The sequence below is a fragment of the Oxalobacteraceae bacterium OTU3CINTB1 genome (assembly GCA_024123955.1).
Lineage (GTDB): Bacteria > Pseudomonadota > Gammaproteobacteria > Burkholderiales > Burkholderiaceae_D > Rugamonas.
The window spans coordinates 967,226-992,308 of the sequence record CP099652.1 but is presented as its reverse complement, the minus strand read 5'-3'; the positions used below and the strand labels follow the sequence as shown (position 1 = coordinate 992,308).

The following is a 25,083-nucleotide window of genomic DNA, read 5'->3' as shown; positions in this document are numbered from 1 at the left end:
CTCACAGATGTCGTAGCGGGTGCGCGTATTCCGGCCACACCGGCTCGAATAGCTGCCGCACCATTTCCTCGGTCACCGCTTCCAACGACGGCGGATTCCATTTCGGCGCGTTGTCCTTGTCGATGACCAGCGCGCGCACGCCTTCGATGACTTCGCCGTGGTCGAACACGCGCCGCACCAGCGCGCGCTCCATGCGCAGACAGCCGGCCATGTCCAGCGCCGCGCCACGTCGGATCAACTCATGCGTCGCGCGCATCATCAACGGCGACCGCCCGGCCATCGCGCGCACCGTGTCGAGCGCGAACGGCGTGGTGTCCGCCTCCAGCGACTTGAAGATGGCCGGCACCGAGCCGGCGCCGAAGTGGCGGTCGATGTCGGCGCGGTTCGCCTCCAGCCTGGATACCCCGGCCGCGTCCTTGAACGACTCCGCAAAGGCCGCGATCGCCTCGACCAGCTCGGCGCCCGGCGTCGACTCCAGAATCGCGTCCAGCACCTCCAGTTCATCCGCAGGCACATAGTGATCCGCCAGGCCCGCGTACAGCGCATCGGCCGCCCCTATCGTGACGCCGGTGACGCCGAGGTAACGCCCCAGCCCGCCCGGTGCGCGCGACAGGAAATAGCTGCCGCCCACATCCGGGAACAGGCCGATGTTCACCTCCGGCATCGCCATCCGGGTGCGCTCGGTGACGATGCGCACCCGGCTGTCCGGCCCGGCCTGCGCGATGCCCATGCCGCCACCCATGACCACGCCGTCCATCAGCGCGATGTACGGTTTCGGATAGCTGTGCACCAGGTGGTTGAGCGAATACTCCTCGGTGAAGAAATCCTCGATCAGCGCGCTGCCGGTTTGCGGCGTGGCGCGGCCGGCGTCGTGGAAGAAGCGGATGTCGCCGCCGGCGCAGAAGGCCTTTTCGCTGCTGGAGCGGATGACCACGGCGCCGACATCGGAATCGTCGCGCCACGCCAGCAACGCCGCCGTGATATCGCGCAGCATCGGCAGGGACAGCGAATTCAACGCCTTGGGCCGGTCCAAGGTGATGAAGCCGGTGCCGTTGACGATAGCGGTGTGGACCAATTCGCTCATGATGTCGCAACCCGTGAAAAAAAATCTATTCTACCGTCGAAACGGGATAAATGATTTTCATCGAATCGAGAGGAAGTAAAACGCGGGACCGAAAAACGCGGACACAAAAAAGGGCGCCCTTGCGCCCTTTGTTGGATGGTGCCGGAGGCCGTTGTTATAGGGCGGCGGCAGCGGGTTCGTAGCTATCCGGGAGATGCTTGATCGCATCGTGGCCGTGCTGCTGAACTTTGGATTTGTATTTCATGACCTGCCGGTCAAGCTTGTCGACCAGGGTGTCGATCGCGGCGTACAGGTCTTGGGACAGGCTTTCCACGTACACGGTTTTACCCGACATGCGCAGATTGATTTCCGCCTTTTGGCGCTTGGATTTCTCTTTAAGGTTATCTACAGTCAGAATGACAGCAATATCAATAACTTGATCGAAGTGACGAGTGACACGTTCCAGTTTGTTCTGTACGTATTCGCGGATGGCCGCGGTCACTTCGAGATGATGTCCACTGATGGTCAGATTCATACACGCTCCTAAAGATAGATGTCGCTTACGGTCAGTGCCGCGCCCATTGCGGCCGGGCGCACAGTGACCAAGTAACTACAAAGACTTGCGGAGACTGACGGGAGGGATTTTCAACGCTTCGCGATATTTGGCAACAGTGCGTCGCGCAATCACCATGCCTTGTTCCCCCAGCATGTCCGCAATCTTACTGTCGGATAATGGATTTTTAGGGTCTTCAGCTCCTGTCAATTGCACAATGAGTGCCCGTATCGCCGTCGAACTTGCTTCACCGCCCGCTTCGGTGGCGACGTGGCTACCAAAGAAATATTTCAACTCAAACATGCCGTGCGGCGTCAGCATGTACTTTTGAGTCGTCACCCGAGAAATAGTGCTCTCGTGTAAACCCAGTGTATCAGCAATTTCGCGAAGCACAAGGGGGCGCATGGCAACGGCGCCGTGCGAGAAAAAGTTCTTTTGTCTTTCTACTATCGCCTGGGCCACGCGCAGGATGGTGTCGAAGCGCTGCCGCATATTCTTGATCAGCCACTTGGCCTCCTGCAGCTGCGCGCCCATCTGGCCCTCGCCCTTGCCCTGCTTGAGCAGGTTGGCGTACATGGCGTTGACCCGCAGGCGCGGCATGACGTCGTTGTTGAGGCTGACCTGCCAGCCGTTGCGCGCCTTCTTGACGATCACGTCCGGCACCACGTAGTCGGACACGTCGGACGCGAACGCCGAGCCCGGATGCGGATTGCACAGGCGGATGACGGCCTGCGCCTCGCGCAAATCCTCGTCGTCGCACACCAGCGCCTTTTTCAGCTTGTTGAAGTCGCGCTGGGCGAACCACGTCAAATGGTTCTCGACGATGGTCAGCGCCATGCGCCGCGTCACCAGGGCGATGCCCGGCAGGCGCTTGATCTGCAGCGCCAGGCATTCGGAGGCGTTGCGCGCACCCACGCCCATCGGGTCGAAGCTTTGCAGCATCGACAGCGCGGTGCGCAGCTCGTCGATGTCGACTTCCAGTTCCTCCGGCAGGCGCGCGTGGATTTCCTCCAGCGGCTCCTCCAGGTAGCCGTTCTCGTCGAGCGCGTCGATGATCAGCTCGACCAGCGCGCGGTCGCGCATCTCCAGCACCGTCACGCGCATCTGTTCCATCAGGTGCTCGCGCAGGGTGCAGTGGTTGGCCTCCAGTTGCGGACGCGCGTCCTCGTCGTCGGGCGCCTTGCTGCGGCCGGCGTCGCTCCAGTCGACATCGGCCTCGCTGCTGGTACTTTCGGTATCGGCGGCCGGGCCGTCGTAGGTGTCGGCGTCGGCCGGCGCGGGCGCGTCCTGCTGGTTGGGCGGGCCTTCGGCGGGCGCTTCGCCGGACGGCGCCTGCTGGCTGATGGCGCCGTCGGACAGCAAGCGCAGCGAACGGTCGAGCGGGTCGTCCAGTCGCTCGAGCAGGGGATTGTCGGTGAGCAGTTGCTCGAGCTCCTGATGCAGCTCCAGCGTGGACAGCTGCAGCAGACGGATCGACTGCTGCAGCTGGGGTGTCAGCGCGAGGTGCTGCGACGTGCGCAGTTGCAATGACTGTTTCATGGGGCGCGATTACATTCTGAAGTGTTCACCCAGGTACACGCGGCGGACCGACTCGTCGGCGATGATATCGTCCGGCCGGCCTGAAGCCAGAACCGAGCCCTGGTTGATGATATATGCGCGGTCGCAGATGCCCAGCGTCTCGCGCACATTGTGATCGGTAATGAGGACGCCGATATTGCGTTCCTTGAGGAAGCGCACGATGCGCTGGATCTCAATGACGGCAATCGGGTCGACCCCGGCGAAAGGTTCGTCCAGCAGCACGAAGCGCGGGTTGGTGGCCAGCGCGCGGGCGATCTCCACGCGGCGGCGCTCGCCGCCGGACAGCGACAGCGCCTGGTTTTCGCGCAGCTTTTCGATTTGCAAATCGGCCAGCAGGGTATTGAGCCGTTCATCGATGGCAGCCTTGGATAAAGGCTTGCCGTCCACTTTCTGGATTTCGAGGACGGCGCGGATATTCTCTTCCACGGTCAGCTTGCGGAACACCGAAGCCTCCTGTGGCAGGTACGACAGGCCGAGCGAGGCGCGGCGGTGGATCGGCAGCGAGGAGATGTCGACGCCGCTGATATCGATGGTGCCGGCGTCCGACGGCACCAGGCCGACGATCATGTAAAAGGAAGTGGTCTTGCCGGCGCCGTTGGGGCCGAGCAGGCCGACCACTTCGCCGCATTCGACCTGCAAGGACACGTCATGCACGACCTGGCGCTTGCCGTAGGTCTTTTGCAGGCCGCGCACGATCAGGGTGCTACCGCATGTTGGCTCCATGCTTATTTCCCCGCCGCTGGATTGGTGGCCGAAGCGGGCTGGGGAGCCTGCTTGGCCGACGGCTGGATCACCATCGTGCTGCGGCCGGCGCCCGGCTTGCTCTCGCCGCTGGCGGTGTTTTTCACGGCGAAGAATTCGCGCCGGCTGTCATAGGAGATGAATTCGCCATCGACCTGGCTGGCGGTCTTGCTGCCTTCCAGTTTCTTGATCTGCGCCTTCGAGAACAGCTTGACCAGCTCGGTCTTGCCGTCGTACTCGATGCGGTCGGCGCGGCCATCGACCCACTGGTCGCCGGCGCCGTCGAGCTTTTGGCGGAACGTCGCCTGCACGCCCGGCGCGCCGGTCAGCACCACCAGCTGGTAGCCCTCGGGATCCTCGGTGACGACCGCCTTGGGCGACTTCATCAGCAAAGTGCCGCGGGTCAGCACGACGTTGCCGGTGAAGGTCTTGATCTGCTTGACGTCGTCGGCGTCGAGGTTGTCGAAGGAAATCTCGGTCGGCTTGTTGGAGTCGGCTTTTTCAGCGTGGGCCGCGCCCATCGCGGCCAGCAGCAGCGCGGCCGACAGTATCAGTTTTTTCATCATGGTGTCCTTCATATCTGTCTCTTGTCGTATCTTGTATTGATTTAGCGCGGCGCCTTGGGCGGCATCGTGATCGTTCCGCGTCCGCCCAGTTGCAGCTGGCGCGTGGCGTTATTGGTTTTCATGCCGGTGCCGCTGGAGGTCGTGCTGCCCAGCTTCATCTGCACCGGCGCCTTGGTTTCCATCCGTTCCTCGTCCGGGAACACGGTCAAGGTGCTGGTTTGCAGGCGCATCGCCTCCGCCTTGGGCGAAGCCGGCCGCACCACGTCGACGTTGCCGTTGAGCGTGACACGTGTGTTGTTCTGGTCGACCCGCGCGGTCTCGGCGTGAATCGTCATCGGCGGCTGCTGGCCCGACAGGCTGTTGAGGAACGGCTTGTCGATGTCGGACGAGTCGTCGATCGGGCGGTGCGTCAGCTTGTCGCCGGAGATGATGTAGGCCGGCTTGCCCTCCTTCGTCATGCGCACCAGGCTGAAGCGGTCGATGATGTAGTCTGGTTCGTTGAGGAACTGGTCCGCCTGCTGCTCCTGGCCGGACTGGTTGACCACCTGCACCAGCCAAAAGCTGCCGACGGCGACAAACACGCCGATGATCATCGTCAGCGTGAGCTGCCAGCGATGTGCTGTTCTTTTACGCATGATTACACTCCGTCACACCATGAACTGCGCCAGCACGCGCTCGTACGTGCCCTGCGCGTGCAGCAGCAGTTCGCACACTTCGCGCACCGCGCCGCGCCCGCCCTGCGCCACCGTCACGTGGTGGGCGCGCTCGAGCACTTCCTTGCGTCCGCCCGGCACCGCCACCGCGAAGCCGACCCGCGTCAGGATCGGCAGGTCGACGATGTCGTCGCCGATGAAGCCGACCTGTTCGGCCGTCAGGCCGGTCTTTTCCAGCAGCGCGTTAAACGGCGTCAGCTTGTCGTGGCCGCCCTGGTGCACAAAGCCGATGCCCAGGTCGGCGGCGCGCCTGGCCACCTGCGGGGAGATGCGCGCGCTGATGATGGCCGTCTGCACGCCGGACTCCTGCAACAGCTTGATGCCCAGGCCGTCGTACACGTTGAAGGTCTTGAGCGCCTCGCCCTCGGCGCCGTAGTGCAGGCTGCCGTCGGTCAGCACGCCGTCGACGTCGAAGATCATCAGTTTGACGCGCGCGGCGCGTTCCACATAAGTCAGCTCGGTCATCAAATCACCTTTGCTCGGGTCAGGTCGTGGATGTGCAGCGCGCCGACCAGCTTGCCATCGGCGTCGGTCACCAGCATCTGGTTGATGCGGTACTGCTCCATCACGGCCACGGCATCGACCGCCAGTTTTTCCGGCGAGATGCTGCGCGGATTCGGGTGCATCACGTCGCGGATCACCACCTTGGTGAAGTCCTGGACCTTCTCGATCATGCGGCGCAGGTCGCCGTCGGTGAACACGCCGACCGGCTTGCCGTCGGCGTCGACGATGGCGGTCATGCCCATGCCTTTTTGCGTAATTTCCAGCAGCGCGTCGGTCAGTTTGACGTCGGCGCCGACCTTCGGCACGTCGTCGCCGCTGCGCATGACGTCGCGCACGTGCGTCAACAGGCGCCGGCCCAGCGCGCCGCCCGGATGGGAGCGCGCGAAATCTTCTTCGCGGAAGCCGCGCAGGTCCAGCAGCGCGACGGCCAGCGCGTCGCCCAGCGCCAGCGTTACCGTGGTCGACGTCGTCGGCGCCAGGTTCATCGGGCAGGCTTCCTTGTCCACGGCCACGTTCAGGTGGACGTCGGCGATCCCGGCCAGGCTCGAGCCGGGCTTGCCGGTCATTGCGATGACCTTGCTGCCCATGCGTTTCACCACCGGCAGGATGGTCATCAGTTCGGCGCTCTCGCCGGAATACGAAATGGCGATGAAGGCGTCGTCGGCGGTGACCATGCCGAGGTCGCCGTGGGCCGCCTCGGCAGGATGCACGAACAGCGCCGGCGTGCCGGTCGAGGCCAGGGTCGCGGCGATCTTGCGCGCGATGTGGCCGGACTTGCCGATGCCCGACACCACCACCCTGCCCTTGCAGTTCAGCAACAACTCGATGGCCCGCACGACGCTGTCGTCGTCGCCCAGGCGGGCGTTGAGCGCGGCGATGGCGTCGGCCTCGTTTTGCAACGTTTCACTTGCCAACCGCAACGCGTGCCCGGCCGTTTTTGCGTCAAAAGCTTTCAGCATTGTTTTTTCATGGGTTACACTCATACCCAAGTATAGCCGAATTGAGAAAGCAAAAAACTTGCCAGTCAAAACATAACGCCGGGCCTTGGCGACAAACAACTAAATATTATTTTACCGGCTATGTTGAAATGACGTTTTCACCCCTGGAATTGACCCTGATACTGCTCGGCAGCGCCGTATTGGGCGTGGTCGCTTTCCGCATGATGCACCTGCCGCCGATGCTCGGCTACCTGGCCGTCGGCATCCTGATCGGCCCCCACGCGCTGGGCTGGGCCGAGCAAAGCGAAGCCACCCACGGACTGGCCGAGTTCGGCGTGGTGTTCCTGATGTTCTCCATCGGCCTCGAGTTCTCGCTGCCCAAGCTGATGGCCATGCGCGGCATCGTTTTCGGGCTCGGCATGGCGCAGGTGGTGTGCACCATCGGCGCCACCATGCTGTTCGGCTGGACCATCGCCACCCAATTGCCCCCCTCCCTCCAAATCAGCTGGCAAGCCTCGTTCGCGCTCGGTGGCGCGCTGGCGATGTCGTCGACCGCCATCGTGGTCAAGATGCTGACCGAGCGGCTTGAGCTCGAAAGCGAACACGGCCGCAAGATCATCGGCATCCTGCTGTTCCAGGATCTGGCCGTGGTGCCGCTGCTGATCCTGATCCCGTCGCTGGGCCAGCGCCCCGACGCGCTGGTCGAGACCCTGGCCTGGGCCGGCGTCAAGGCGGTCATCGTGCTGGCGCTGCTGTTGTTCGTCGGCCACCGGCTCATGCGCGGCTGGTTCACCATCGTCGTCAAGCGCCGCTCGCAGGAGCTGTTCATGCTCAACCTGCTCTTGATCACGCTGGGCGCGGCCTGGATCACCGAGCGCGCCGGGCTGTCGCTCGCGCTGGGCGCCTTCGTGGCCGGCATGCTCATTTCCGAGACCGAATACCGCCACCAGGTGGAGGAGGACATCAAGCCCTTCCGCGACGTGCTGCTGGGGCTGTTCTTCATCACGATCGGCATGCTGTTGAACGTGCGCCTGGTGCTGGAGAACTGGTGGCTGGTGCTGGTGTTGCTGGGCGGCCCGGTGCTGCTCAAGTTCGCGCTGATCGCCGGCCTGGCCAAGCTGTTCGGCTCGTCGGACGGCGTCTCGATCCGCACCGGCCTGGCGCTGGCGCAGGCCGGCGAGTTCGGCTTCGTGCTGCTCAACCTGGCCGGCGGCAGCAAGCTGATGGACCCGTTCATCATCCAGGTGGTGCTGGCGTCGATGGTGCTGTCGATGCTGGTGGCGCCGTTGATCATCGCCAAATCGGACCAGATCGTCATGAAGGTGTCGAGCAACGAGTGGATGATGCAATCCCTGGCGCTGACCAAGATCGCCAGCCGCACCATGTCCACCAGCAAGCACGTGATCGTGGCCGGCTTCGGACGCAGCGGCCAGAGCCTGGCGACCCTGCTGAGCGAGGAAAACATCGAATACCACGCCCTCGACCTCGACCCCGAGCGGGTGCAGGAGGCGCAGGCGGCCGGACGGCAAGTGTCGTACGGCGACGCCGCGCGGCGCGAGAGCCTGATCGCGGCCGGCATCTACCGCGCCAGCGCGGTGGTGATCACCTACGCCAGCACGCCGTCGGCGCTCAAGGTGCTGCACCTGGTGCACGAGCTGGCGCCGACGTTGCCGGTGATCGTGCGCGCGCACGACGACACCGACCTCGACCGGCTCAAGGCGGCCGGCGCGGCCGAGGTGGTGCCGGAATTGATGGAGGGTAGCCTGATGCTGGCCTCGCACGCGCTGGTGATGCTGGGCGTGCCGCTGCGGCGCGTGGTGCACCGGGTGCAGGCCGCGCGCGAGGAACGCTACGCGTCGCTGCGCGGCTACTTCCGCGGCGTCAGCGACGCCGGCGAGGACGCCGACCTGGAGCGGCTACACTCGGTCACGCTGGACGGCGGCGCCACCGCCGTCGGCCGCGCGCTCGGCGAGCTCGACGTCGCCGGCTCGGGCGCCGAGGTGACCACCATCCGGCGCGGCAAGGCCCAGCTCGACGCGGGGCCGGACACGGTGCTGGAGGCGGGCGATGTGGTGGTGGTGCGCGGCGTGGCCGACGCCGTCGCGCGGGCGGAAAGCCGGTTGCTGCGCTAGCGCCACCGCCGTCAAAAACACCCCGGAGACACGTAGGGCGGATTAGCGCAGCGTAATCCGCCAATGCGTGCGTTTCGACGGCGCGTGCATTGGCGGATTACGGCGTGCCGCCTAATCCGCCCTACGTGGAACAACACGGAGCACAGTCTGAAGCGATCGCTCACGCCGCCGGCGGCACGCTGACCACGCGGTTGCGCCCGGCGTCTTTGGCAGCGTACAGCAGGGTGTCGGCCCGGGCCACCCAGTCGCGCGCCACGGTGACCGGGTCGCCCTCGGTGTCGCCGGGGTTGAGGCAGGCCACGCCGATCGACACCGTCACCGACAGTTGCAGTTCCGGCGACAGCGCGATCATCGTGCCGGCCACGCTCGAGCGGATGCGTTCGGCGACGAAGGCGGCGCTTTCCAGATTGGCGTCGATCAGCAGCACGACGAACTCCTCGCCGCCGAAGCGGGCCAGCGCGTCCGAGGCGCGCAGCTCGTTCTTGATGCGGGTGGCCACCTCGCGCAGCACCTCGTCGCCGCCGCCGTGGCCGACGGTGTCGTTGACGCGCTTGAAGTGGTCGATGTCGATGTACATGAACGAGATCGGATACGACTGGCGCCGCGCGCGGGCGATCTCCTCGAGCAGCCGGCGGTCGATGTAGCGGCGGTTGTAGACGCCGGTCAGCGAGTCGGTCAGGCCGATGTACTTGAGCATCTCGTTACTGATGACGTTTTCCAGGCAGATGGCGATGATCGACGCCATATGCTCGATGAAGTCGGTGCCCAGGCTGGGCGTGAAGCGGGTCGGATCGCGGCTGCCAAGGTTGAGGCTGCCGATGACCCGTTTGTTGCGCAGCAGCGGCACCAGCGCCACGCTTTGCAGCCCGGCCGGCGCGTTGGGGAACGGCAGCGCGTGGCGCTGCGCGTCGTACATGCCCAACAGCGGCTTGGGTGGCGCCGCGCCCGGGCCGCGCTGGCCCAGGTCGAAGCCGAGGCCATCGAGCTCCTCGACGAAGATCAGGTCGGGAAAATCGGCGAACACCACATCGAGCTTGAGCATGACCTCGCGGATGTCGGCGCCCTCGTCGACCAGGGTCAGGGTCACGCTGTCGAGCTCGGAGATCACCGGCAGCACGCGGAAGATGGTGCCGACCAGCTCGGGGAAATTAGGGGCGCCGACGATGTTCAGGTCGAACGCCTGGTGGCGCGTCATGATCGAGTGGTTGCGTTCGGCCTGTTCCAGCAGATACGCCATGCGTGCCCGCAGAGCCTGGTTTTCGGCCGCCAGATCGTTCGCGCGCGTTGCGTGGTCGGTCGGCGTCGTTACTTTGCCAGTGGCGGTTTGCGTCATAATTGCCCTTACTGTTCACCCGGTTTCATGTCATTGCAACATTACGCCAAGTTGCGCCGCTTGGGAATGCCCTGGACGGCCCAAGTGCATTAAAACGCCAGTGTAACGACGATTTCCTGACCAACGCGCACGCGTTGGCCGTCGCCGGTGATCAGGATGCTGTTCATGCCGAAGCAGACGGCGCCGTCGAGTTCGGGCTTGGCGCGGTAGCCTTGCATCAGGTCGAGCGGGTTGGGGCCGAACACGCCGGTGGCCTGGTCGATCGACGGCATCGGGCAGCGCGGGCACGGTTTGACCGGTTTGAGCAGCGCGTCGCCCATCTGGAACGACTCGGCGTAGTCCTCCTCGAAGGCCTCGATGCCGCCGATGACGAGGTTGGGCCGGAAACGGTTCATCGGGATCGCCGCGCGGCCGGCGGCACGCAGCTTGTCGTTGAGGTCGTCCAAAGACGACTCGCCCACCACCAGGATCGGATAGCCGTCCGAAAACAAGGTGGTGGCCGGCACGCCCTTGGTCCAGGTCTCGCTGACGGCGCGGGTGGCGTTGGCGTGGAAGCGCGCCAGGCGGCACGGCACGCCGATGGCCTTGGTGAACCATTCGGCGGTCAGGTCGTCGCAGTCGTAGGCCAGGATGGTGTGGTCCCAGATTTGCGTGGACAGGGTCGGCGCCAAATCGGGGTCGGGCAGGCCGAGCGGAATCTCCAGGCGCAGCATGCCGGGCGCGCGCAACTCGAGCGTGTTGGCTTTCAGCGTGGGAGTGATGAGCGCCATGCGGGGATGTTCGCGCTGCGTCATGACCACGGAGTCCTCGTCGACGACCATCCATTCGCGGTCGTAGATCTTCTCGGTCATCAGCCCCGCCGTGGTCAGCGTGGCGTCCTGCAACGCCACGCCGGCGCAGGATTTGATCGGATACAGCGTGAGTGCGGAAAGGATGGGCATGAGGCGGCTACCTTTATGGGCGGCGTCCGCCGCACCGGTTAATAAGATCGTAACATTGTCATTATACGATCCATAGCCGCCCTTGCCGGGCCTTGCCGATTACTCGCAGATTACTCGCCGGACTCGGCGGCGGCCTTCGGGGCGCGTGGCTTGCGCGGTGCCCTTGGCTTGGCGGGCTTGGCCGGCGCGGCTTGCGTCGCTTCAGCCTCGACCACCACCGGCGCGGCCGGCTCCACGGCGATCGCGGCCGGCTCGGCGGCGCCCGCCGTTGCGGCATTGCGACCCTTGCCGCCTTTGGCGCCCTTGGCCGGCTTGCCCTCTTCCGCTTGCGGTTTGGCCGCGGCCTTGACCTTGCGGGCGGGCGGCTTGGCGCCGCTTTTCTTTTTCGCCGGCGCGACCGCTTCGGCTGGCGCGTCCTGGACCGCGTCAGCGTAGGCTTCGGCAACCGGCGGCTGGACCGGCTGATCGACCGCCATCTCCGTCATTTCGGTCACGACCGGCGCCTCGGCGGCGGCGACAGCGCCTTCGCCGCCATGGCGATCGTTCTGCTTGCGGCCGCCGCGATTGCCGCGTCCACGGCCGCGATTGCGGTCAGATTCCGGCTGGGCCGAACGCTGCGCTTTCGTCTCGTTGTCGGACTGGTCGGACTGGTCGGAGGCTGCTTCCGGCGCGCTCTGCCACGCGGCATAGGCCTCCACCACCGGCGCACTGTCGTCCGCGTCGGCATCATCAGTGTTGCGATCGTCGGCGTCCGGGTGCGCGTGCGCCTGTTGCGCCAGGCGCTCGGCCTGGCGTTCGGCGAAGCGTTCAGCGGCGGTGCGGCCACGGCCACGGCTGCGGCGCGACTCCTGCTTGCCGCCTTCCTGCGCCTCGGCGCCGACATTGTCGGACGCCTGCGTCTCGCCGGCGCCCTGCAGCGCGCCGTTGGACGAGCCGCTGCTGCGGTACACATAGGCGCCGGATTTTTCATCGCGGCCGAATTCGAGCAGGCCGCGCGCCTTGCATTCCTCGATCAGGTTGCCGAAGGTGCGGAAACCATAATAGGATTCGCTGAAGTCCGGCTTGCGGCGCTTGATCGCCTCCTTCAGCACGGAGGCCCAGATCTTGCCGCTGTCGCCGCGTTCGAGCACCAGCGCCTCGAAGGTGTTGACGGCGATTTCCACGGCCTGGTTGCGGCGCTTGTCCATCTCTTCGCGTCGGCCGCGCTCCTCTTCCGGCGAGCGCTTGACGGCCGGCTTGCTGGCCTCGCCGGCGTCGCGCTTGGCGCGGCGGCTCTCGCGCACCAGGTCGTCGTAGAAAATGAATTCGTCGCAGTTGGCCACCAGCAGGTCCGAGGTCGACTGCTTGACGCCGACGCCGATCACCTTCTTGGCGTTCTCGCGCAGCTTCGACACCAGCGGCGAAAAATCGGAATCGCCCGAGATGATGACAAAAGTGTCGACATGCGACTTGGTGTAGCACAAGTCGAGCGCGTCGACGACCATGCGGATGTCGGCCGAGTTCTTGCCGGACTGGCGCACGTGCGGGATCTCGATCAGCTCGAAGTTGGCCTCGTGCATCGGCGCCTTGAACGCCTTGTAGCGGTCCCAGTCGCAATACGCCTTCTTGACCACGATGCTGCCCTTGAGCAGCAAACGCTCCAGCACCGGCTTGATGTCGAACTTGTCGTAATTGGCGTCGCGCACACCGAGCGCCACGTTTTCAAAATCGCAGAACAGCGCCATGCTGACGTTATCGTTGGAAGAAGCCATGAAGAGTAATTTTTTTCTAGTGAAGGAATGAGGCGGGCGTGAAAAGCGGACGCAGGCAATCCGACGATTATACCCAACAACTGCTTGCGCACGGCGAATGGCCGTGTGGGCCGCAGTGGCGGTCAAAAGAAGTCGTCTTCGCGCTGGTGCCGCACCGCGAGCACTGTGACCGTCTGCGCGTTGTCTATTTCGAACAATGCGACGTATCCGGCGGAGCCGAATGGGATGACAAGCTCGCGCAGGAAGGGGTTATCAACCGTGGCTTTGCGGTAACTAAAAGGCGAACGCTCAAGGCTTTGAATGGCATTTCTAATAGCTTGCAAGGCCCGCTCACCCAGTGACCAGTCGGTCTGATCACGCTCGAGAATATACTCATACAAGCGAACCAAATCGCTCTCCGCCTGCGGCGTAAAGCGAACTGTGAAAGTCACTTCCCAGCCTTTGCTTTGTCAAGCATCGATTCTAACCGGTCAAGGACCGCATTCGAATCAATATATACGCCAGTCAGGGACGACTCATCGCGAGACGCCAGCCCGCGCGCGAGAAACTCTTTCTGCCGCTGACGTCGGCTAACGCTGTCTCGTACCGACTGCTCGACAAAACTCGATAGCGTTTCTCCTTTTTCCAAGCTTTCTTCTGCGGCTTGCCGCAATTCAGCATCCAAGCGCAACGATGCAAAAGTGGCCGTTTTCATGTGTATCTCCTGATTGAGTCCACATCATTCTGGCGGGCTTCCCATCGTCCCGCAAGCTGTTTCAGGAGAATCAGGTCAGCAGCAAGCGCACTCGAAAAAAAACCGCGAATTTCGCGGTTTTCGGAGGGCATCGCTGCCGTTTAAACGTTGAACAGGAAGTTCAGCACGTCGCCATCCTTGACCACGTATTCCTTGCCCTCGGCGCGCATCTTGCCCGCCTCCTTGGCGCCGCCCTCGCCCTTGTACTGGATGTAGTCGTCGTAGGCGATGGTTTGCGCGCGGATGAAGCCGCGTTCGAAGTCGGTGTGGATGACGCCGGCAGCCTGCGGCGCGGTGTCGCCGATGTGGATGGTCCAGGCGCGCACTTCCTTAACGCCGGCCGTGAAGTAGGTCTGCAGGCCCAGCAGGTTGTAGGCGGCGCGGATCAGGCGGTCAAGGCCCGGCTCTTCCATGCCCATGTCGTTCAGGAATTCGGTCTTGTCGGCATCGTCCAGGTCGGCGATCTCGGCTTCGATCGAGGCGCAGATGGCGACGATCGGCGCGTTCTGGGTGGCGGCGTAGGCGGTCAGCTGGTCGAGCAGCGGGTTGTTGGTGAAGCCGGTGTCGGAGACGTTGGCGACGTACATGGCCGGCTTGGCGGTGATCAGGCACAGCGGCTTGATCAGGGCCATCTCGTCGGCGTCCAGGCCCATGGCGCGCACCGGCTTGGCTTCGTTCAGGTGCGGCACGATGCGCTCCATGATGGCCAGCAGCTTGGCCGCGTCCTTGTCGCCGGAGCGGGCTTTCTTGTTTTCGCGGTGGATGGCTTTTTCCACGGTGCCCAGGTCGGCCAGCGCCAGCTCGGTCTGGATGACTTCGATGTCGTCGAGCGGGCTGACCTTGCCCGACACGTGGATCACGTTGTCGTCCTCGAAGCAGCGCACGACGTTGACGATGGCGTCGGTCTCGCGGATGTGCGACAGGAACTGGTTGCCCAGGCCTTCGCCCTGCGACGCGCCGGCCACCAGGCCGGCGATGTCGACGAATTCGACGATGGCGTTGACCATGCGTTCCGGTTTGACGATTTCGGCCAGCGCGGCCATGCGCGGATCCGGCACTTCGACCACGCCGACGTTCGGCTCGATGGTGCAGAACGGATAGTTCTCAGCCGGGATGCCGGCCTTGGTCAGGGCGTTGAAGAGGGTGGACTTGCCGACGTTGGGCAGGCCGACGATGCCGCATTGGAGACTCATGGAAAACCTTTAATAATCAAATGTTGCCGGCGAGCGGCTGGTGAAAAACGGCCGACGCGGGCGTTTTCTGAATATTCCTGCTATTTAAAGCGTTCAAGGATCAATTGTACCTCCCCCGCCTCCAGTCTTCAAAAAAACCGGGCGGATCGCCCGGCCGCTTCATGCATTCAGGAACAATTGCTTACATTTGATACGAAATCTGTGTCAGTCGGATTCGGGGCCAGCGCGTTAGTTGCTTGTAGTCAAACAAGCCACTCAACACATAAAAGGTAGAAAAATGAATAACACATCCAATTCCAAGCTGCACCCGATGATCATGGCCGCCGCGGCCGCCGTTGTGCTGGTGAGTGGCGTCGGCGTCGCCGCCATCATGGGCTGGCTGCCTTCCTCGAACTCCCAGAACCAGGATCCGTCGCTGGCGCCCAACGGCCAGCCGCTGGTGACACAAACCGCGCCGGCCGCGTCAGGCCGCGACCAGGTGCGCGAGCCGGTCCGTGAACAAGTCCGCGAGCCGGTCCGGGAACGTGAGCCGGTCCGCGAAGTCGTGCGCGACAAGCCGGTCGTCAAACACACTCCGGTCAAGAGCGCGCCGGCCGTCTGCAACAACTGCGGCGTGATCGAAGCCGTCAACGAAATCGAAACCCGTGCCGAAGGCAGCGGCGTGGGCGCGGTGGGCGGCGCGCTGGTCGGCGGCCTGCTGGGCAACCAGGTTGGCGGCGGCAACGGCCGCAAACTGGCCACCGTGGCCGGCGCCATCGGCGGCGCGGTCGCCGGCAACCAGATTGAAGGCCGCGTCAAAGCCAACAAGAGCTACGACATCGTGGTGCGCATGAACGACGGTTCGGTACGCAAGTTCCACCAGACTGAGCAACCATCGTGGCACCAAGGCGACGACGTGCGCGTGGTCGACGGCGGCCTGCGCGCAAACTAAACGTCCGGGCATGCGGGCGATGTCCCGGCGAATTGTTTAGTGCTAGACTTCCTGGCGAACGATTGTCCACGTCAAGATAAGCCGCCCGATGGCGGCTTATCTGCTTACCAGGAAATGTCCATGCCCCACACCCGTTGCCGCGCCTCGCTGCGGACTTCCGCGCTGATCGCCACCCTCCTTTGCGCCGGCGTCGGCATGTTGCCGGCCCAAGCCGCGCAAACATCCACCGCGCAAGCCAGCCAGGCGCAGAAACAGCTGACCAAGCTGGCGGCGGCGTTCCACACCGCGCGCTGCAAATTCGATCCGCTGCTGTTTGCCACCGCCAACGGCGACAGCCGCTACAACGATCAAATCGGCCTGGCCATTTCTCCCGCCGTGCGCGCAGCCCAGTTCACGCAGTACCGCCAGATGCAAAAGCAGTTGATGGCCGTGCGGCGCGACCAACTCGGCGAGCCGGACCAGCTGACCTACGACCTGCTGTCCTACGAACTCAATAACGCGATGCAGCTGGAGTCCTTCCCGGAACATCTGCTGCCGCTCAACCAGTTCGACAACGTCCCCAGCACCCTGGCCAATTACGCCGACGGCACCGGCTCGCAGCCGCTAGGCACGGTCGCGCAGTATCAGGCCTACCTGAGCCGCCTGAAGCAGTTGCCGGCCTGGATAGACCAGGCCATCGCCAACATGAAGCAAGGCATCCGCGCCGGCGTCGTGCAGCCGAAGGCGATCACGGTGGCGATGCTGCCGCAGTTCCAGAACCTGCGCGCGGCCACGCCGGAGACCAGCGTCTACTATTCGCCCATCACGCGCATGCCGGCGCAGTTCTCGGCCGCCGACAAGCAAAGGCTGACGGCGGCCTACCTGAACACGGTCGATACCAGGATCGCCCCGGCGCTGACCCGCCTGGTGGATTTCCTGCAGAATGAATACCTGCCGGCCAGCCGCGCCAGCACCGGCTGGAACGCCCTGCCGAACGGCGCCGCGTGGTACGCCGCCCGCATCAAGGACAGCACCAACCTGCCCCTGACGCCGGACGCGGTGCACGCGCTGGGACTGAAGGAAGTGGCGCGCATCCAGCAGCAGTTGACGGCGCTGGGCCCCAAACTGGGCTACGACGGCCCCGAAAAGCAACTGCCACAATGGATGGCGGCGCAACAGAAGTTCAAGATATTCACCACCGACGAGCAGGTGCTGGACGCCTACCGCACGCTCTACGCGACGGTGCAGGCCAAGCTGCCGACCTACTTCAGCCTGATCCCGAAAGGGAAGATGGAATTGCATCTGGAACCGGAGTTGACGCGCGCGACCGCATCCGACCACTACACGCCGCCAGCGGCGGACGGCTCGCATCCGGGCGTGTTCTGGCCGGTGGTCAACGATCCGAAGCAGTACAGCCGGGTCGACATGGTCAGCCTGTTCCTGCACGAGGGCGTGCCGGGCCACCACCTGCACGGCGCGCTGTTGAAAGAGTTGGACCTGCCGGACTTCCGCAAGTTCAGCACCGAAAACCCCAACAGCGCGGCCTACACCGAAGGCTGGGCCTTGTATTCGGAGACCCTGGGCCGCGAGCTGGGCCTGTACGACGATCCGGTCGCCTACTACGGCCACTTGAACGCCGAGATGCTGCGCGCCGCGCGCCTGGTGGTCGACACCGGCATGCACGCCAAGGGCTGGACCCGCGAACAGGCGATCGCCTATCTGGCCGAGACGCTGGGCTGGAGCGAGGCGCGCGCCAAGAACCAGATCGAGCGCTACATGGTGTGGCCGGCGCAGGCGCTGAGCTACAAGATCGGCTCGCTGAAAATCCTGGAACTGCGCGCGCGGGCGCAGGCGGCGCTGGGCGACAAGTTCAGCTACCAGAAATTCCACCAGGTGGTGATCGGCGACGGCACCTTGCCGTTGCCGATCCTGGAAGCGCGTGTCGACAAATGGATCGCCGCCAGCAAATAAACAGGCGGCCCCTGGTTTATTTGGACATCACGTTCAGCACCGCCAGCGTCATCGCCTGCGCCGCCGTCTTGATCGACGGCTCCGGCACCGGCGCGTAGTACGGCGAGTGGTTGAAGGCGATCGGCTTGCCGCCCGGCTTGTCGGCCTCGGCCACCGCCTTCGGATCGTAGACGCCGGTGAAGAAGAACATCGACGGGATGCCTTCGTTGGCGTAGACCGAGAAGTCCTCGCTGGCCGTCATGGCCGGCATGCGCGCAACATTGGCGTCGCCGAAGGCCTGCTTGAGCACGCCCTCGGTGCGCGTGACCAGCGCGTCGTTGTTGACGATGGCCGCGCCGCCGGTGATCAGCTCCACGTCGGGCGCCGGGGCGTCCGCCATCGCCGCCGAGGCGTTGGCGACGCGGCGCACGCCGGCCAGGATCTTGGCGCGCACGGCCGGGTTATACGTGCGGATGGTGCCGCGCACCTTGACCGAGTCCGGAATAATATTGCCGACGCTGCCGCCGTTGATGGCGCCGATCGTCACCACGCCGAATTCCTTCGGATCTTTTTCGCGGCTGATGACCGTTTGCACGTCGACCACGAAGCGGGCGGCGATGGTGATCGGGTCGAGCGCCTTGTCCGGCGCCGAGCCGTGGCCGCCGCGTCCCTTGAAGGTGATCTCGATCGCGTCCGAGTTCGACGACACCGGTCCGCTGTTGTAGCCGATGGTGCCATAGGCCAGCGGCCACGAGTGCAACGCGAAGGCGTAGTCCGGTTTCGGGAAGCGCTTGAACAGGCCGTCGTCGAGCATGGCCTTGGCGCCGGCGACGATTTCCTCGGCCGGCTGGCCGATGAACATCAACGTGCCCTTCCACTGCGACTTCATCGCCACCAGCGTGCGCGCGGCGCCCAGCCAGGCCGTCATGTGGACGTCGTGGCCGCAGCTGTGGGCCACCATCGTATCCTTGCCGTCGAGCGTGGCGTGGGCCTTGCTGGAATAAGGGAAGCCGGACTTTTCCTCCATCGGCAAGCCGTCCATCTCGGTGCGCACCAGCACCGTCGGGCCGGCGCCATTTTTATAGATCGCGACGATGCCGGTCTTGCCGACTTTTTCGGTGACGTCGAAACCGATGGCGCGCATCTCGGCGGCCAGCTTGGCGGCCGTGCGCACTTCCTGGAAAGCGACTTCGGGATGCGCGTGCAAATCCTTGTAGATGACGTCCAGCTTGGGGTACATGCCGTCGATCTGTTTGGCGACGGCGCCGGTGTCCTGGGCTTGCGCCTGCGTTTGAGCAGCGGCCAACAATAAAGATGTTACGAGTGCGGCGATCGGCAGGCGCTTCATTGATGGTGTCCTTGATCTTGAGGGCTGAGGGAAATAGTTCCCTCAGCATACCATCGACGCGCCCGCTTTAGACGGTATGCAGTTTCATCGTCGCGGCCTCGAACTTGCCCTCGACGATGGACGGCATGACCTGCAGCGATTTTTCGATTGCCCGCTCGATCAGGTCCTGGTCTTCACGGCGCGGCCGGTGCAGCACGAAGTCGGCCACCTGCTGCTGCAGGCTGAGCGTGCGCGGATGGCCGATGCCCAGGCGCAGCCGCCAGTAATCCTGTGTGCCGAGCGCGGCGGTGATGTCCTTGAGGCCGTTGTGGCCGCCCGACGAACCGCCCTTCTTCAGGCGCGCGATGCCGGGCATCAGGTCGAGCTCGTCGTGCACCACCAGCACTTCGTCCGGATTGATCTTGAAGAAGCGGCACAGGCCGCCAACCGATTGCCCGGAGCGGTTCATATACGTCTGCGGTTCCAGCAGATACACCTCATGGCCGGCGATCGAGGCCTTGGCCATCAGCGCGTTGTACTTGGTCTCGCGCTGCAGGCGCGCGCCGACATCGTTGGCGAGGTTGTCGACCAGCCAGAAGCCGGCGTTGTGGCGGGTTTGTTCGTATTCGGCGCCGGGGTTGCCGAGGCCGACGATGAGACGTATGGGCATGGGATGCTCAATTAAATAAACGATATTATCGGTCAAACGAAAAAAAACCCCCGACGGCCTTGGGCTAGCGGGGGTCCTTCATTGCCGCCGCATCGCTGCGGCGTTCAATATTACTTCTTGGCTTTAGCGGCTGGCTTGGCATCGGCTGCTGGAGCGGCTTCAGCGGCATCAGCTTCGGCCGACACGTGACCTGGCGGCACCGAAGCGGTGGCGATGGTCAGGTTGGTGCCGGCGGCAACAGCGGTAACACCTGCTGGCAGGGTCAGTTCGTCGATGTGCAGCGAGGTGCCGACGTCGATGTTGGTCAGGTCGACGGTGATGAACTCTGGCAGGTCTTTTGGCAGGCACGATACTTCGATTTCGTTGGCGACGTGGCTGATGGTCGCGCCGTGCAGCTTGACCGCTGGCGAGATTTCGGCGTTGGCGAAGTGCAGCGCGACTTTCATGTGCACTTTCTTGCCTGCGTCGACGCGCTGGAAGTCAGCGTGCAGAACCAGTTGCTTGAACGCGTGGACTTGGAAGTCGCGCAGCAGCACTTGCTGGGTCTTGCCGTCGATTTCCAGATCCAGGATCGACGAGTGGAAGGCTTCTTTTTTCAGCGCGTGGTACAGCGCGTTGTGATCCAGCGAGATGGTCACTGGCGCTTCGGTACCGCCGTAGATGATGCCTGGGGTTTGGCCCGAATTGCGCAGGCGGCGGCTCGCTCCGGAACCTTGCAATTCGCGTTTGAATGCAACAACTTTCATGTGTAACTCCAAAAATAACAAGGCTCGCGCCTCGTGTTATGAAGCCCCCGCGACCAGGGTGCTTCGAAAATGAGCTGACTGCGCTCATGAAACCGGGAAGTACAACGGCGCACCTGGCTGAAAACCAGGCGCGCCGCCGGAAAATCTGACTATTTTGTTTATCTAATTAATCGATAAACAGGGAGATCACGGAATCGCCCTTGATGATGCGTTTGAACGTCTCGGCCAGCAACGGTGCGCAGGTCAGCTGACGGATCTTGCCGCAGGCACGGGCCGCGTCGGACAGCGGAATCGTGTCGGTCACGACCAGCTCGTCCAGCGACGAATTGGCGATGCGCTCGATCGCAGGGCCCGACAAAACCGCGTGGGTGCAATACGCGACGACTTTGGTGGCGCCGCGCTCTTTCAGCACTTCGGCCGCCTTGACCAGCGTACCGGCGGTATCGACCATGTCATCCATGATGACGCAGTTACGGCCTTCGACTTCACCGATGATGTTCATCACTTCGGAAACGTTGGCTTTCGGACGGCGCTTGTCGATGATGGCCAGGTCGCAGCCCAGGCGTTTTGCCAGGGCGCGCGCACGCACCACACCGCCGACGTCCGGCGACACCACCAGCAGGTCCTGGTAGTTCTTTTTCTGCAGATCGCTCAGCAGGATTGGCGAAGCATAAATATTGTCGACCGGGATATCGAAGAAGCCCTGGATCTGGTCCGCGTGCAGGTCCATGATCAGGACGCGCTCGACGCCGGCGCTTTCCAGCATGTTGGCCACGACTTTGGCCGAGATCGCGACGCGCGCCGAACGCGGGCGGCGGTCTTGACGGGCGTAACCGAAGTAAGGGATGGCGGCGGTGATGCGGCCTGCCGAAGCGCGTTTCAACGCGTCGACCATCAGGATCAACTCCATCAGGCTGTCGTTGGTTGGTGCGCAAGTCGATTGCAGGACGAAAACGTCTTTACCGCGAACGTTCTCGTTAATCTCGACCATCACTTCGCCGTCCGAGAATTTCGAAACGTTTGCCTTGCCGAGTGGAATGCCGAGATTTTTTGCGACTCCTTCTGCCAACGCAGGATTAGCGTTGCCGGTAAAAACCATCAGGTTTTCGTAAGCCATGGGAGTCCCAGAGATAGTCGATGAAATTTTGATGTCGCCAGCGGAAGCCGCGTGGCGCTGTACTCAGAATGATCCGCGCCGGGCGCGGACATTGATGCTTGCCTTGGCCGGAGACTAGTGCCTCGACGGTGTCGCAAGGAAAACGAATGGCAGGGGAACAAGGATTCGAACCTTGGTATGCTGGAATCAAAATCCAGTGCCTTAACCAGCTTGGCGATTCCCCTACGCAACTGACTGCTTGTCGCTACAACGGCGAGTATTTTATCGCCAATTTCACGCTAAGCCAAATCTTTTTTTACCCGTCTACAACATTTTAGTTAGTGGATGCTGTGTGAGCGCATGGGCTTTCCATGCTTTCCACTTGGCGGGCACTTGTTGAAGTACCGCGTCGGCTTCTGCCTGGGTTGCCACTGCACAAAATACACAAGCACCGGAACCAGTCATCCTGGCATCACCGTGAGCGCTGAGCCATTCTATCGCCTCTGCTACCGGCGGGAACAAACTCGTTGCCACTTGCTGTAAATCGTTCTTTCCGTACCCCTTCAAATCAGTTTGATTTTCGTGGTAGCTGGAAAAGTCCGTTATTATGACGGGCGGTGTGTTCCTTGTCAAATGTTCCGAGCAAAAAATTGCTGCGGTCGGCACCGCGACGCCTGGTTCGATGACGACATACCAACAATCGGGCGCTTTCACCGGCTGCAGCGCCTCGCCCACGCCTTCGGCGAACGCGGTTTCGCCAAAGATAAAGAACGGGATGTCCGCACCCAGCGGCAGGCCCAGCGCCATCAACTCCTCCTTGCTTAGACCGGCCTGCCACAAATGGTTCAATACCATCAAGGTGGTGGCCGCGTCCGACGAGCCGCCGCCCAGGCCGCCGCCCATGGGCAGGATCTTGTCGATGGCGATATCGGCGCCGCGCGGCAGAGCGCCGGTACGGCGCAGCACTTCGGCCTGCAGCAGCCTGGCGGCGCGGATGATCAGATCGCCCTCCTCCGGCACGCCTTCGATCGGCGTCACGCGGCGCAGCGCGTCGTCGTCACGCAGGGTGAAATGCAAGGTATCGCCGTGGTCGACCAGCTGGAACACGGTTTGCAGCAGGTGATAGCCGTCGGCGCGGCGGCCGTTGACGTGCAGGAAAAGGTTCAGTTTGGCCGGAGCCGGGCAATTCTTCAGACTGGTCATCGGAGTATCAATTATTGTGCGGCAGGATCGATGACGATGCGGATCGACATGTCGTCGACTTGCTGGCCCAGCGCGATGCGCGTGACGTCGATGCGTTTCGGTTGCGGCACCGTCGCCGACTCATCCTGCCACGACACGTAGTCGAGCTTCCAGCCGTCGCGGGTAACCACGGTGTCGCTGGCCGGCGAGGCGCTGAAGCGGCTGCCGTCGGCGGCGACCGCATAGCCCTGCAGCCAGTCGCGCAGGCCGGAGACCGGCAAGGTCCAGCCCAGCGTCTGGCGGGTCAGGCTGTCGAGGTCGGAGGCGGTGCGGGTCGGCTCGCCGCTGCGTTTCAACGTGGCCGAGGTCGGCGTGACGTTGATGACGGCGACCGTCTGCCCGGTTGGCGAGATCAAGTTGACGTCGGTGTTGGCCGCCGTCTGCCGCCACGTGAATTTGCCGCTCAGCGACTCCTGCTTGCCGTCCCTGCTGTAATTGATGGCGATGCGTCCGGCCAGGTCGAGGGTGTCGCGGTACGGCGCGACGGCGGTGGTCGAGCGTGGCGCGGAGGTGGTGGCGCAGCCGGCCAGCACACTTAGCACGCCTAGCGCGCCGGCCAATGCCAGCTTGCCTGCCGCGCGGCGGTAAATGGAAATCGTCATCGGTGGTGATTATTCAGGTGGTTACAGGTTTTGATTCAGGCGCGCCAGCGTGTTCTTGAGCGCGTCGTTCTTGGGGTCTTTGCTCTTGGCTTCCTGCCACAGCTTTTGGGCGCCGGTGACGTCGCCTTTGACAAACAGCACCTCGCCCAGATGCACGGCGATTTCCGGATCGGCGCGCAGCGCGTAGGCGCGGCGCAGCAGCGATTCCGCCTCGTCAAGGTTACCCATGCGGAATTGTACCCAACCCATGCTGTCCATGATGAACGGATCGCCCGGCGCCATCTTCATCGCCTGGTCGACCAGCGCGTAGGCTTCCGGCAGACGCTCGTTGCGCTCGGCCAGCGAGTAGCCCAGCGCGTTGTAGGCGTGCTGGTTGTCGGGCGCGGCGATCATCACCTGCCGCAGCGCTTTTTCCATCAGCTCCACGTTGCCCAGTTTTTCGGCCACCAGCGCGAAGTCGTATAGCAGGTCCGGATTGTCCGGATAGCGTTTGATGGCGTTCTCCAGCACCGTGTAGGCGGCGCGGGTATCGCCGGCGTCGCGCAGCAACTGGGCGTCGGTCTGGAAAATCTGCGCCTGGTCGGCGGGGTCGGCTGCCGTCAGGGTGGTCAACTGCTTGCGCGCGCCATCGACATCGCCCTTGCGCGCCGTCAGGGTCGCCATTTTCATGCGCGCGGCCAGGTACAGCTTGGGATCGTCGCCTTCGATTTTCTCCAGCCATTTGATGGCGCCGTCAACGTCGCCGCGCTGTTCGGCGATCTGCGACAGGATCATCAGCACCTTGCCCGGGTCGCGCTCGTCGTCCGGATGGTCGTCCAGGACGGTGATGAACCGCGTGAAATACTTCTCCGCTTCGGGCAAATCGTTGGTCTGCATCGCCATCACGCCCAGCGCGTACAAGGTGGCGATATTGTCGGGCTGGTCCTTCAGCAAGGCCAGGAATTGCTGGCGGGCCGGCTCGAGTTGCTTAGCGTCGACCAGGATGCGGGCGTAGGCGGCACGCACCTCGCGCGCCTTCGGATATTTCTCCAGGAAATCGGTGAGCACCTTGCCGGCGGCGTCGATGTCGCCGGAGACTTGCGCCATTGTCAGCACCGCCAGCTCGGAGTCGGGCTTAATGGCCTGGGCTTTTTGCGCTTCGGCGCGGGCGCGCTCGGTGTCGTTGACGGCAAACGCGCCCTGCGCCAGGATCAGGTGGCTTTCGAGCATGTCGCCGTAGGGCGCCAGCACGCGCTCTTGCAGCGCGAACGCTGCGGCCTTGTCCTTGGCGCGCAGCATGAATTGCTGCATTTGCAACATCGCCATGCCGCGCTGGGCCGCCGGGGCCGCCTTCAGGCGCTGGGCGAAAATGGCCTCCGCCTCGCTCAGATCGTCGTTGACGACGGCAAAACCGAGGAAATACTGGGTCGCCTCGTCCGACTCGGGCGCCAGTTCGCGCCACAGGCGGATCGCCGCGAGCGCCTCCTGGCCTTGCTTGGCGGCCAGCGCCATCTCGGCGGCGCGGCGGGCCAGGCGCGGATCGCGGGTTTGCTGGGCCAGCGACAGCATCGTGATGTACGCGCCCTGCCATTGTCCCTGCTTGAATTCGAGCTCGGCCTTGGTGATGCGGAACAGCATGTCGCCGGTCAGGGCATTATTGGGCAGCACTTCCGGCACGGGCGCTGGCGCCTCCACCGCGGCAGCGACGCTGTCGGGGGCGGCAGGCTCCGGTGCGGCGGTGGACTCGGCCTGTTTTTGCGGCGCCATGGCGCACGCCGACAGCAAGGCAGAGAGGGTTACAATGGCGAAAGCGTTTTTCAAG

The 25,083-nt window shown here is 63.6% G+C and carries 24 protein-coding genes and 1 tRNA gene; 3 read left to right on the top strand and 22 right to left on the bottom strand.

The window, feature by feature from the left end; all coding sequences use genetic code 11:
* Position 1: 1 nt before the first annotated feature.
* The 8 genes from NHH73_04305 to NHH73_04270 all read right to left on the bottom strand — a co-directional run bounded on the left by NHH73_04305 (position 2) and on the right by NHH73_04270 (position 6,677).
* Positions 2-1,084: an enoyl-CoA hydratase/isomerase family protein gene (locus NHH73_04305; protein USX27531.1), complete on the bottom strand. Its 1,083-nt coding sequence runs from the start codon at positions 1,082-1,084 to the stop codon at positions 2-4.
* A gap of 154 nt (positions 1,085-1,238) precedes the next feature.
* Positions 1,239-1,598: a ribosome-associated translation inhibitor RaiA gene (raiA, locus tag NHH73_04300; protein ID USX27530.1), complete on the bottom strand. Its 360-nt coding sequence runs from the start codon at positions 1,596-1,598 to the stop codon at positions 1,239-1,241.
* 75 nt (positions 1,599-1,673) lie between these two features.
* Positions 1,674-3,155, bottom strand: a complete 1,482-nt coding sequence (locus NHH73_04295) for an RNA polymerase factor sigma-54 (GenBank protein ID USX27529.1) — start codon at positions 3,153-3,155, stop codon at positions 1,674-1,676.
* Between the two features lie 9 nt (positions 3,156-3,164).
* Positions 3,165-3,917: an LPS export ABC transporter ATP-binding protein gene (gene lptB / locus NHH73_04290; GenBank protein USX27528.1), complete on the bottom strand. Its 753-nt coding sequence runs from the start codon at positions 3,915-3,917 to the stop codon at positions 3,165-3,167.
* A 2-nt stretch (positions 3,918-3,919) separates the two neighbouring features.
* On the bottom strand, positions 3,920-4,513 hold the full coding sequence (lptA, locus tag NHH73_04285; GenBank protein USX27527.1) for a lipopolysaccharide transport periplasmic protein LptA: 594 nt from the start codon (positions 4,511-4,513) through the stop codon (positions 3,920-3,922).
* Between the two features lie 29 nt (positions 4,514-4,542).
* Positions 4,543-5,136 (bottom strand): LPS export ABC transporter periplasmic protein LptC, encoded by a 594-nt coding sequence (lptC, locus tag NHH73_04280; GenBank protein ID USX27526.1) that lies wholly within the window; start codon positions 5,134-5,136, stop codon positions 4,543-4,545.
* A gap of 12 nt (positions 5,137-5,148) precedes the next feature.
* Positions 5,149-5,679: an HAD hydrolase family protein gene (locus NHH73_04275; GenBank protein ID USX27525.1), complete on the bottom strand. Its 531-nt coding sequence runs from the start codon at positions 5,677-5,679 to the stop codon at positions 5,149-5,151.
* On the bottom strand, positions 5,679-6,677 hold the full coding sequence (locus tag NHH73_04270) for a KpsF/GutQ family sugar-phosphate isomerase (GenBank protein USX27524.1): 999 nt from the start codon (positions 6,675-6,677) through the stop codon (positions 5,679-5,681). Before NHH73_04270 ends, NHH73_04275 begins: the two co-directional genes overlap by 1 nt.
* A gap of 128 nt (positions 6,678-6,805) precedes the next feature.
* Here NHH73_04270 and NHH73_04265 point away from each other — a divergent pair, with 128 nt between their 5' ends.
* Entirely contained in the window at positions 6,806-8,788 is a 1,983-nt protein-coding gene (locus tag NHH73_04265; protein ID USX27523.1) for a cation:proton antiporter, read from the top strand.
* Between the two features lie 160 nt (positions 8,789-8,948).
* On the opposite strand, the gene NHH73_04260 is transcribed toward NHH73_04265, so the two are convergent.
* From NHH73_04260 to ychF, 6 genes are all read right to left on the bottom strand, one after another.
* Positions 8,949-10,121, bottom strand: a complete 1,173-nt coding sequence (locus NHH73_04260; protein ID USX27522.1) for a sensor domain-containing diguanylate cyclase — start codon at positions 10,119-10,121, stop codon at positions 8,949-8,951.
* Between the two features lie 89 nt (positions 10,122-10,210).
* Entirely contained in the window at positions 10,211-11,062 is an 852-nt protein-coding gene (locus NHH73_04255) for an MOSC N-terminal beta barrel domain-containing protein (protein USX27521.1), read from the bottom strand.
* A 110-nt stretch (positions 11,063-11,172) separates the two neighbouring features.
* A complete protein-coding gene (locus tag NHH73_04250; GenBank protein ID USX27520.1) occupies positions 11,173-12,813 on the bottom strand; it encodes an NYN domain-containing protein in 1,641 nt (546 codons plus the stop codon).
* Positions 12,814-12,935: 122 nt separating this feature from the next.
* On the bottom strand, positions 12,936-13,244 hold the full coding sequence (locus tag NHH73_04245) for a type II toxin-antitoxin system RelE/ParE family toxin (GenBank protein ID USX27519.1): 309 nt from the start codon (positions 13,242-13,244) through the stop codon (positions 12,936-12,938).
* Positions 13,241-13,507 carry a prevent-host-death protein gene (locus tag NHH73_04240; GenBank protein ID USX27518.1) on the bottom strand — a complete coding sequence of 89 codons (267 nt, stop codon included), beginning with the start codon at positions 13,505-13,507 and terminating at the stop codon, positions 13,241-13,243. Before NHH73_04240 ends, NHH73_04245 begins: the two co-directional genes overlap by 4 nt.
* A 140-nt stretch (positions 13,508-13,647) precedes the next feature.
* Positions 13,648-14,739, bottom strand: coding sequence for a redox-regulated ATPase YchF (gene ychF, locus NHH73_04235; protein USX27517.1), 1,092 nt, complete (start codon positions 14,737-14,739; stop codon positions 13,648-13,650).
* 277 nt (positions 14,740-15,016) lie between these two features.
* Here ychF and NHH73_04230 point away from each other — a divergent pair, with 277 nt between their 5' ends.
* Positions 15,017-15,670, top strand: coding sequence for a glycine zipper 2TM domain-containing protein (locus NHH73_04230; protein USX27516.1), 654 nt, complete (start codon positions 15,017-15,019; stop codon positions 15,668-15,670).
* Between the two features lie 120 nt (positions 15,671-15,790).
* Entirely contained in the window at positions 15,791-17,620 is a 1,830-nt protein-coding gene (locus NHH73_04225) for a DUF885 domain-containing protein (protein USX27515.1), read from the top strand.
* Positions 17,621-17,636: 16 nt separating this feature from the next.
* Here the strand turns inward: NHH73_04225 and NHH73_04220 are convergent, their stop codons facing one another.
* The 8 genes from NHH73_04220 to NHH73_04185 all read right to left on the bottom strand — a co-directional run bounded on the left by NHH73_04220 (position 17,637) and on the right by NHH73_04185 (position 25,082).
* The gene (locus tag NHH73_04220) at positions 17,637-18,947 is read right to left on the bottom strand and encodes an amidohydrolase (protein ID USX27514.1); all 1,311 of its coding nucleotides are present in this window, start codon (positions 18,945-18,947) and stop codon (positions 17,637-17,639) included.
* 67 nt (positions 18,948-19,014) lie between these two features.
* Positions 19,015-19,596, bottom strand: a complete 582-nt coding sequence (pth, locus tag NHH73_04215) for an aminoacyl-tRNA hydrolase (protein ID USX27513.1) — start codon at positions 19,594-19,596, stop codon at positions 19,015-19,017.
* Positions 19,597-19,706: 110 nt separating this feature from the next.
* The gene (locus NHH73_04210) at positions 19,707-20,342 is read right to left on the bottom strand and encodes a 50S ribosomal protein L25/general stress protein Ctc (GenBank protein ID USX27512.1); all 636 of its coding nucleotides are present in this window, start codon (positions 20,340-20,342) and stop codon (positions 19,707-19,709) included.
* Positions 20,343-20,508: 166 nt separating this feature from the next.
* Positions 20,509-21,459, bottom strand: a complete 951-nt coding sequence (locus tag NHH73_04205; protein USX27511.1) for a ribose-phosphate pyrophosphokinase — start codon at positions 21,457-21,459, stop codon at positions 20,509-20,511.
* A 147-nt stretch (positions 21,460-21,606) separates the two neighbouring features.
* Positions 21,607-21,683 (bottom strand) — tRNA-Gln (locus NHH73_04200).
* Positions 21,684-21,762: 79 nt separating this feature from the next.
* Positions 21,763-22,641 carry a 4-(cytidine 5'-diphospho)-2-C-methyl-D-erythritol kinase gene (gene ispE / locus NHH73_04195; GenBank protein USX27510.1) on the bottom strand — a complete coding sequence of 293 codons (879 nt, stop codon included), beginning with the start codon at positions 22,639-22,641 and terminating at the stop codon, positions 21,763-21,765.
* A gap of 11 nt (positions 22,642-22,652) precedes the next feature.
* Positions 22,653-23,282: an outer membrane lipoprotein LolB gene (locus NHH73_04190; GenBank protein USX27509.1), complete on the bottom strand. Its 630-nt coding sequence runs from the start codon at positions 23,280-23,282 to the stop codon at positions 22,653-22,655.
* Positions 23,283-23,303: 21 nt separating this feature from the next.
* A complete protein-coding gene (locus tag NHH73_04185; GenBank protein ID USX27508.1) occupies positions 23,304-25,082 on the bottom strand; it encodes a tetratricopeptide repeat protein in 1,779 nt (592 codons plus the stop codon).
* Position 25,083 lies beyond the last annotated feature (1 nt).

What these genes read in the sequence shown, in the direction of transcription:
- NHH73_04305 (USX27531.1), bottom strand. Translation starts at nt 1,084, where the DNA reads ATGAGCGAATTGGTCCACACCGCTATCGTCAACGGCACCGGCTTCATC.
- raiA (USX27530.1), bottom strand. Translation starts at nt 1,598, where the DNA reads ATGAATCTGACCATCAGTGGACATCATCTCGAAGTGACCGCGGCCATC.
- NHH73_04295 (USX27529.1), bottom strand. Translation starts at nt 3,155, where the DNA reads ATGAAACAGTCATTGCAACTGCGCACGTCGCAGCACCTCGCGCTGACA.
- lptB (USX27528.1), bottom strand. Translation starts at nt 3,917, where the DNA reads ATGGAGCCAACATGCGGTAGCACCCTGATCGTGCGCGGCCTGCAAAAG.
- lptA (USX27527.1), bottom strand. Translation starts at nt 4,513, where the DNA reads ATGAAGGACACCATGATGAAAAAACTGATACTGTCGGCCGCGCTGCTG.
- lptC (USX27526.1), bottom strand. Translation starts at nt 5,136, where the DNA reads ATGCGTAAAAGAACAGCACATCGCTGGCAGCTCACGCTGACGATGATC.
- NHH73_04275 (USX27525.1), bottom strand. Translation starts at nt 5,679, where the DNA reads ATGACCGAGCTGACTTATGTGGAACGCGCCGCGCGCGTCAAACTGATG.
- NHH73_04270 (USX27524.1), bottom strand. Translation starts at nt 6,677, where the DNA reads ATGCTGAAAGCTTTTGACGCAAAAACGGCCGGGCACGCGTTGCGGTTG.
- NHH73_04265 (USX27523.1), top strand. Translation starts at nt 6,806, where the DNA reads ATGACGTTTTCACCCCTGGAATTGACCCTGATACTGCTCGGCAGCGCC.
- NHH73_04260 (USX27522.1), bottom strand. Translation starts at nt 10,121, where the DNA reads ATGACGCAAACCGCCACTGGCAAAGTAACGACGCCGACCGACCACGCA.
- NHH73_04255 (USX27521.1), bottom strand. Translation starts at nt 11,062, where the DNA reads ATGCCCATCCTTTCCGCACTCACGCTGTATCCGATCAAATCCTGCGCC.
- NHH73_04250 (USX27520.1), bottom strand. Translation starts at nt 12,813, where the DNA reads ATGGCTTCTTCCAACGATAACGTCAGCATGGCGCTGTTCTGCGATTTT.
- NHH73_04240 (USX27518.1), bottom strand. Translation starts at nt 13,507, where the DNA reads ATGAAAACGGCCACTTTTGCATCGTTGCGCTTGGATGCTGAATTGCGG.
- ychF (USX27517.1), bottom strand. Translation starts at nt 14,739, where the DNA reads ATGAGTCTCCAATGCGGCATCGTCGGCCTGCCCAACGTCGGCAAGTCC.
- NHH73_04230 (USX27516.1), top strand. Translation starts at nt 15,017, where the DNA reads ATGAATAACACATCCAATTCCAAGCTGCACCCGATGATCATGGCCGCC.
- NHH73_04225 (USX27515.1), top strand. Translation starts at nt 15,791, where the DNA reads ATGCCCCACACCCGTTGCCGCGCCTCGCTGCGGACTTCCGCGCTGATC.
- NHH73_04220 (USX27514.1), bottom strand. Translation starts at nt 18,947, where the DNA reads ATGAAGCGCCTGCCGATCGCCGCACTCGTAACATCTTTATTGTTGGCC.
- pth (USX27513.1), bottom strand. Translation starts at nt 19,596, where the DNA reads ATGCCCATACGTCTCATCGTCGGCCTCGGCAACCCCGGCGCCGAATAC.
- NHH73_04210 (USX27512.1), bottom strand. Translation starts at nt 20,342, where the DNA reads ATGAAAGTTGTTGCATTCAAACGCGAATTGCAAGGTTCCGGAGCGAGC.
- NHH73_04205 (USX27511.1), bottom strand. Translation starts at nt 21,459, where the DNA reads ATGGCTTACGAAAACCTGATGGTTTTTACCGGCAACGCTAATCCTGCG.
- ispE (USX27510.1), bottom strand. Translation starts at nt 22,641, where the DNA reads ATGACCAGTCTGAAGAATTGCCCGGCTCCGGCCAAACTGAACCTTTTC.
- NHH73_04190 (USX27509.1), bottom strand. Translation starts at nt 23,282, where the DNA reads ATGACGATTTCCATTTACCGCCGCGCGGCAGGCAAGCTGGCATTGGCC.